This window comes from Anaerovibrio sp., from assembly GCF_051866355.1.
Lineage (GTDB): Bacteria > Bacillota > Negativicutes > Selenomonadales > Selenomonadaceae > Anaerovibrio.
Genome location: NZ_JBJDWZ010000006.1, coordinates 23,461 through 29,784, shown reverse-complemented (window position 1 = coordinate 29,784; position 6,324 = coordinate 23,461). Strand labels below are relative to the sequence as shown.

Genomic DNA, 6,324 nt, shown 5'->3' with positions numbered 1-6,324 from the left:
ATGTGTGCATGATTTCTTAATTGCATTGTTTAGTTTTCAAGGAACACTGCCTTCCCGTCTGTAAGGAAACCGTCAGGGCTTTGTAAGCTCTCTGTAAGGCCTCCGTGCGGGTCAGCTTTTATATAATATCTCAAACCGTTCAACTTGTCAAGAACTTTTTGAAATATTTTTCATCGCTGCCGCTTCCCGACAATCAGCATATTTTCAGGCATCTGATGCAACTCAGCGACAACGATGTATATATTACACGAATTATGAAGCACTGTCAACACCTTTTGCGACTTTTTTTATATTTTTTCTTGCAGGTGATGAGTGTCATTCATCAAATCCACAGTAATCCTTCCATCAGCATAAAAGCTGATTACATTTATCGCCGTGTTGTCCTGGCGTATATTCCACATATACCGCAAAGGAAGTCCCAGGGCATAACAGAGCAAAGTGCGATTCACGCCGCCGTGAGCGGCAATCACAAAAGTTTCTCCCGCATGACGCGCCACCAGCTCCTTCAGCTTTGCCACAGCCCGTTTCTGAACGGCGGCAAATCCCTCGCCATTAGGGCAGTCCGTAATATCCGGCCGATAAAACAGCCCATCATGAACAGACGGCCAGATGGCATTAATCTCTTCATAGGTCAGCCCCTCCCAATCGCCAAAGGAAATCTCCTTCAGCTCATCGCAGGTTTCAACCGTCAGCCCCAGATGTGAGGCAATCGCCCTGCCCGTTGCCGCTGCCCTCTTGAGCGGACTGGCATAAACAGCCCTGACATCATCAAAAGGAAAAGCCGCTCCCAGCTTTTCAGCCTGCTCCAGCCCCGCTTCCGACAGCTCTATATCAGCCTGTCCCTGATACTTCCCCAGCTTGTTCCACACCGTCTGTCCATGACGCACCAGAATCAGCCTTGTCACCTTATCCATGCTTCTCATCTCCTAAACATTCCCGCAGTACATTCAGCATCAATTCATTATCATCCCTGCCACGCACCGCCAGCCTGACAAAACGGCCGTCCAGTCCGGGATAATTGCTGCAGTCACGAATGAGCACACCATGCCGTTTCATCTTTTCTGCCAGCTGCCAGCTGGTCATGCCACAGCCTGACAGGTTCAGCAGTACAAAATTCACCGACGGCTTGTAAACCTTCAACCCTTTGATGCCCTGCAACGCCCTGTACATGGCGGGCACATTTTCATTGATAAAATCCAAAGTCCTGTTTTTGTATCCAATATCAGCCAGGGCAGCCACGCCTGCGGCCTGGGCCAGTGAATTGACATTCCACGTATCCTTGCTGAAATCCAGCTTTTTCACCAGTCCTTCCGCGGCTGTTCCATAGCCCAGACGCAATCCCGGTATGGCAAACGCTTTCGTCAGCGAGCTGACCACCAGCAGATTATCATACTTCGCCGCCAGGTCCGCCACTGAATAGAGCTGCCTGTCCGGACGAAAATCCAAAAAAGATTCATCAACCATGACATCTGTGCCATTCTTTCCTGCGGCCCTGACAAAAGCCTCGACGGCCTCCCGCCCCAAAAGCTCCCCCGTAGGATTGTTGGGATTGCCCAGAACCACGGCCTGACAATCATCCATGGCCTCCTGCAGCCCGGCAAAATCCAGCCGAAAATCATCCTGCTCCTGCAGATAAAAATACTTGATTTCTGCATCTGCACTGCGCGCCGCCTTTTCATACTCGCTGAAAGAAGGCACAGGCAGAAGCACCCGTTCCGGCCGCATGGCATGAAAATACACATAAAAAAGCTCTGCCGCTCCATTTCCCAGAACAACAGACTTCTCCGGCAGATTATACGATGCAGAAACAGCCTGCTTCAATGCCCTGCCCATGGGGTCAGGATAATGAACCAGGCCTTCTATGTTATCCGTAATCGCTTGCTTTACGCGCTCCGACAACCCCAGCGGGTTGATATTGGCGCTGAAATCCAGCCAGTGCCCCAGAGGGCTTCCGGCTGAATACACATCGCCGCCATGCACGAAGCTCCCCAGCTTACCGCTGTTCAATGTCATAGCCACCAGAAATTAAACGCTCCGTCTCAAAGTATTCCAGATGCGGGAATTTCTCCCCAATCAGCTTCGCGGCCTCCAGCACCTTCTTCATGGACTCATCTGCCGCGAAAAGCACTCCCATCATGGTGCCGCTGTGGGCAACATTCACACCCAGGGCCCCCAGGGACTTTGCATACTCAATAATCTCCTCCAGCTGAGGCTTCCGCACCAGACGCTGATTGGCCAGCGCACTCAGCGTTGCCACCTTTGCAATCTGCCGATCTGAAAAATCCGTATCCAGCTTGTCAATGGCATCCAGCAGTTCCTGCGGGCTGTCCTCATGGCCGTGATACTCCGAGTGAAACTCCACTGTGTTGATGATGCCGCCGGTATCAAACATGGCAATAATCATCTTAGGCGCATTGCCATAGCTCTGCAAAAGCTCTCCCGTCATGTAATTCATCCTGACTATGCCGGGATAAAAAATCCCGTCTGTCGGCTCGATTCCTGCCGCAATCTCCGCTATTTCCTCCGGCTCCAGCTCTTCATCAATAGCCGCCGACACCGCCTGTATCACCGCCACTATATCAGCTGTGCTGGCCGCCATTCCCTTGCCGGTAGGCAGCTGGGATTCCAGCGCCAGTCCCAGCGGAAAATCGTCAAAGCCCATATAGCTGACAGTGGTCTTGAGAGCCAGCTCCGCCTTTTTCCCCAGGCCTGTCTTTGCCGAGGTTCTGTCCGTAACCAGCGCCCTCGAATACAGGCCTATCGGACATGTTATCATAAACGGCTGTCCGTCCTTCCACCCCTGCGCCAGCTCGCCACAGGAGCCAGGAACCAAAACTTTTATAATCATACCAATCCCTCTCTTTACCGGAAAATACCTTCGGAATATATTCTAAATCCACGATAGTTTGTGATAGATTTATCTGTATATATATTTCGCCATTCATAAAAAAAATCCTGCCGGATTTATAAAATATGCAAAAAAACTCTTATGACACCCTAAAAAAATGCAGAATAAGTGAATAAATATACCATCAATACAATCAGCTCGCTTACCGTGCACAGCGTCCCGTACACATCCCCTGTCAGCCCCCCCAGCAGGCCTGTAACATATCTGCCGCACCAGCAGGAAAAAATCGCCGCGGCCCCGGCTGACAGCAGTGCCTGCCAGCCGGCCACAGCCAGAATCGCCAGCGTATACGCCGTCACCCAGAGGCAGCTCTTCCTATCGGCATATCTGCCAAAAGCCTTGCCCATTCCCTCCGGACGGGCATAGGGAAACAGGGAAATGCCTACCACCATCATCAGGCGTCCCACCACCGGCATCACCAGCATGGCTGTCGGCACCACCCCGGCAGGCATATCCAGCAGCACGGCGTACTGCAGGAGCAGCAGGATGCCGAAGGACACCACGGCAAAGGAGCCGGTACAGCTGTCCTTCATGATTTCCAGCATGCGCTCCCTTTCACGGCCGGAAAAAACGCCATCCACCGTGTCCATAAAGCCGTCACAGTGAATGCCTCCCGTCAGCAGAAATGGTAACACGGCCAGCACGGCCGCCCTGACGTGCACAGGAGGCTCCCAGCCCAAAAAGGCCGGAGCCGCCGTCAGACACCACGCTGCGGCCGCATACACCAGCCCCAGCGTCAGCCCCACCAGAGGAAAATACCTGACGCTTTTGCCAAAGGCCTCTTCCGTCCACACGGTCTGCTTCACCACATGGATACGCGTCAAAAACTGCAGCCCTATAAAAAAAGAATCCATTTTCATTCACCCGAAAGCAGATTGCCGGCCACAGCGGACATCACTGCAGCATGTATATCTGCTGTATAATATGCATAATAAGCAAAAATAAAATCGTGGCCGTATACATCAGCCGCGTACAGCCAAGAATATGCTTCGGCGCCAGTTCCTCAATGGGCTCCCCCATATAGGCGCGAAAGCTCTCCCTGCCAAAATATGAATTGTAGCCGCCCAGGCGGATGTCCAGCGCACCTGCGGCCGAGGCCTCTGCCCAGCCGCCATTGGGGCTGGGATGCCTGCCCGCGTCACGCAGGAGCATTTTCCAGCTGTTGCGCCAGTCCAGACGCAGGATGGCCGACGACAGCACAAACAGCAGGCCGGTAATTCTGGCCGGAATGTAGTTCAGCACATCGTCAATTCTGGCGGAAACGCGGCCAAAATACAGGTATTTGTCGTTTTTATAGCCAACCATGGAGTCCAGCGTATTAGCCGCCCTGTACATAAAGGCCAGCGGCACGCCGCCCAGCATAAAGAAGAACAGTGGCGCAATAACGCCGTCCACCGTGTTTTCGGCCACGGTTTCCACCGTAGCCCTGGCAACCTCGCCGCCGGACAGCCTGTCCGTATCGCGCCCCACAATCCAGCCCACCTTGTACCGGGCTTTTTCCAAATCCCCCTTTTCCAGATAGCCGTAGATTTCCCTGCCGGCGGCGGCAAGGCTTCTGGGGGAAATCGTAAAGCTCAGCAGGACAGCCTCTACCAGCATGGTAAAATACTCATTGCCGAAAAGGCCTGCCAGATTTACAAGGCAGGCCGCCAGATTGTACACCAGAAACAGCACCGTCACTGCCAGCAGGCCGCCTGCCCACAGCTTCCTGCTGTCAGAATCACCTTCATGGTACAGGCTGCGCTCAAGGCTGGCAATCAGGCCGCCTATCAGCACTACCGGATGGAGCTTCGACCTGGGGTCGCCTATCAGGGTATCTGCCAAAAAAGCCAAAACAGCCGTTATCATACCATCTCTCCCGCATGGCAGGCAGTGCCCTCGCCTGCCGCCCCATCCATAATCCTGTAGAGCTTCTCCATGTCCAGCGCCTGCTCCACCACATCAGCCAGATGCTCGTAGGCCTGCTGCTTTTCCGCCGCTATATTTCTGGCGGCGGCAAGAGGTTCCAATCCTTTGAACAGGCGGACGGCATTCAGCACACTGCGGCGGAAGCCGTCATTGTCAAACACCCCGTGAATATAGGTGCCAAACACATTGCTTCCGTTGGAGGTTCCCTCCCTGCCGGCACAGCTTTCATTGCGACGCTCCGTAACCACAAACGGGTGCTGGTCGGAGTCCCTTGTAAACTCCGTATGCCCCATGTGAATCTCATAGCCTCTCAAAGCCTCCGCCGAAACAGTCTGTCCCATAAAATTAAGCCCCCGGCAGACAGCCTTTACCTGGCTGGTCAGCTTCTCGCAGGCGAAAACCGTCTTCATGCCCAGCAGGCCAAGACCTGCAACCTCATCATTTTCAGACTCCGTATGCTCCGGGTCGCAGATGCGCTCTCCCAGCATCTGATAGCCCCCGCAGATGCCAACCACCGGCTTTCCGGCAGCCGCATGGGCCTTAATCGCGGTAGCCAGTCCTGATTTTTCCAGATACAGCATATCCTCCGTAGTATTCTTGCTGCCCGGCAGTATAATCAGGTCAGGCTGTCCCAGCCCTTCCCTGTCCTGCACGTAATAAAGCGCCACATCCCTTTCTCCGGCCAGCGCATCAAAATCCGTAAAATTGGAAATTTTCGGTGTCTGAATGACGGCAATTTTCACATCGCCATCCTGCGGCGCGGTCATCTTTTCCTGCAGGGACACGGAATCCTCGTCATCAATTCCCATCTGCTCAATGTGAGGAATCACCCCCAGCACCGGCTTGCCTGTCTTTTCCTCCAAAAAGTCAATTGCCGGTGTCAACAAGGTCACATCACCGCGGAACTTGTTGATGACAAGCCCCTTGACCAGCGCCCTTTCCTCCTCGTCCAGAAGCTCCAGCGTGCCCACCAGCGAGGCCAGCGCCCCGCCCCTGTCAATGTCGGCAATCAGGAGCACAGGCGCCTGCAAATGCTTTGCCACCCGCATATTTACTATATCATTAGCCTTCAGGTTGATTTCCGCCGGACTGCCGGCTCCCTCAATCACAATGGTGTCATATTCCCTGTCCAGCCTTGCCAGCGCATCCTTTACGGCGCCAAAGGCTTTCAGGGAATACCCCTTATGATACTCGCGGGCGGACATATTGCCCACCGGCCTGCCCATGATAATCACCTGGGACCGGGAATTGCCCGTAGGCTTCAGCAGGACGGGGTTCATATCGACCATCGGCTCAAGGCCGGCCGCCTCCGCTTGGGCTACCTGCGCCCTGCCCATTTCCTCCCCCTGGCGGGTCACGTAGGAATTCAGCGCCATGTTCTGTGCCTTGAAGGGAACCACTTTGCGCCCCTGCCGGTATAATATGCGGCACAGGGCCGTCGTCAGGATGCTTTTGCCCACATGGGAGCTAGTGCCCATCATCATAATATAATTTGCCATATACGGCCT

The 6,324-nt window shown here is 54.0% G+C and carries 6 protein-coding genes; all 6 read right to left on the bottom strand.

What is annotated here, in order from left to right; all coding sequences use genetic code 11:
* Positions 1 to 287 precede the first annotated feature (287 nt).
* Positions 288 to 914 (bottom strand): histidine phosphatase family protein, encoded by a 627-nt coding sequence (locus ACI3UA_RS00345; protein ID WP_439722842.1) that lies wholly within the window; start codon positions 912 to 914, stop codon positions 288 to 290.
* Positions 907 to 2,007, bottom strand: a complete 1,101-nt coding sequence (gene cobD / locus ACI3UA_RS00340) for a threonine-phosphate decarboxylase CobD (RefSeq protein ID WP_439722841.1) — start codon at positions 2,005 to 2,007, stop codon at positions 907 to 909. The genes ACI3UA_RS00345 and cobD overlap by 8 nt, the downstream gene beginning before the upstream one ends.
* Positions 1,994 to 2,848, bottom strand: a complete 855-nt coding sequence (locus ACI3UA_RS00335; RefSeq protein WP_439722840.1) for a GHMP family kinase ATP-binding protein — start codon at positions 2,846 to 2,848, stop codon at positions 1,994 to 1,996. Before ACI3UA_RS00335 ends, cobD begins: the two co-directional genes overlap by 14 nt.
* A 149-nt stretch (positions 2,849 to 2,997) precedes the next feature.
* Complete coding sequence (locus ACI3UA_RS00330; protein WP_439722839.1) at positions 2,998 to 3,762, bottom strand: adenosylcobinamide-GDP ribazoletransferase; 765 nt, start codon at positions 3,760 to 3,762, stop codon at positions 2,998 to 3,000.
* A 40-nt stretch (positions 3,763 to 3,802) separates the two neighbouring features.
* Positions 3,803 to 4,756: an adenosylcobinamide-phosphate synthase CbiB gene (gene cbiB, locus ACI3UA_RS00325; RefSeq protein ID WP_439722838.1), complete on the bottom strand. Its 954-nt coding sequence runs from the start codon at positions 4,754 to 4,756 to the stop codon at positions 3,803 to 3,805.
* Entirely contained in the window at positions 4,753 to 6,315 is a 1,563-nt protein-coding gene (locus ACI3UA_RS00320; RefSeq protein WP_439722837.1) for a cobyric acid synthase, read from the bottom strand. The genes cbiB and ACI3UA_RS00320 overlap by 4 nt, the downstream gene beginning before the upstream one ends.
* Positions 6,316 to 6,324 lie beyond the last annotated feature (9 nt).

Coding starts and splice junctions, on each gene's coding strand:
- ACI3UA_RS00345 (WP_439722842.1), bottom strand. CDS start 914: ATGGATAAGGTGACAAGGCTGATTCTGGTGCGTCATGGACAGACGGTG.
- ACI3UA_RS00335 (WP_439722840.1), bottom strand. CDS start 2,848: ATGATTATAAAAGTTTTGGTTCCTGGCTCCTGTGGCGAGCTGGCGCAG.
- ACI3UA_RS00330 (WP_439722839.1), bottom strand. CDS start 3,762: ATGGATTCTTTTTTTATAGGGCTGCAGTTTTTGACGCGTATCCATGTG.
- cbiB (WP_439722838.1), bottom strand. CDS start 4,756: ATGATAACGGCTGTTTTGGCTTTTTTGGCAGATACCCTGATAGGCGAC.
- ACI3UA_RS00320 (WP_439722837.1), bottom strand. CDS start 6,315: ATGGCAAATTATATTATGATGATGGGCACTAGCTCCCATGTGGGCAAA.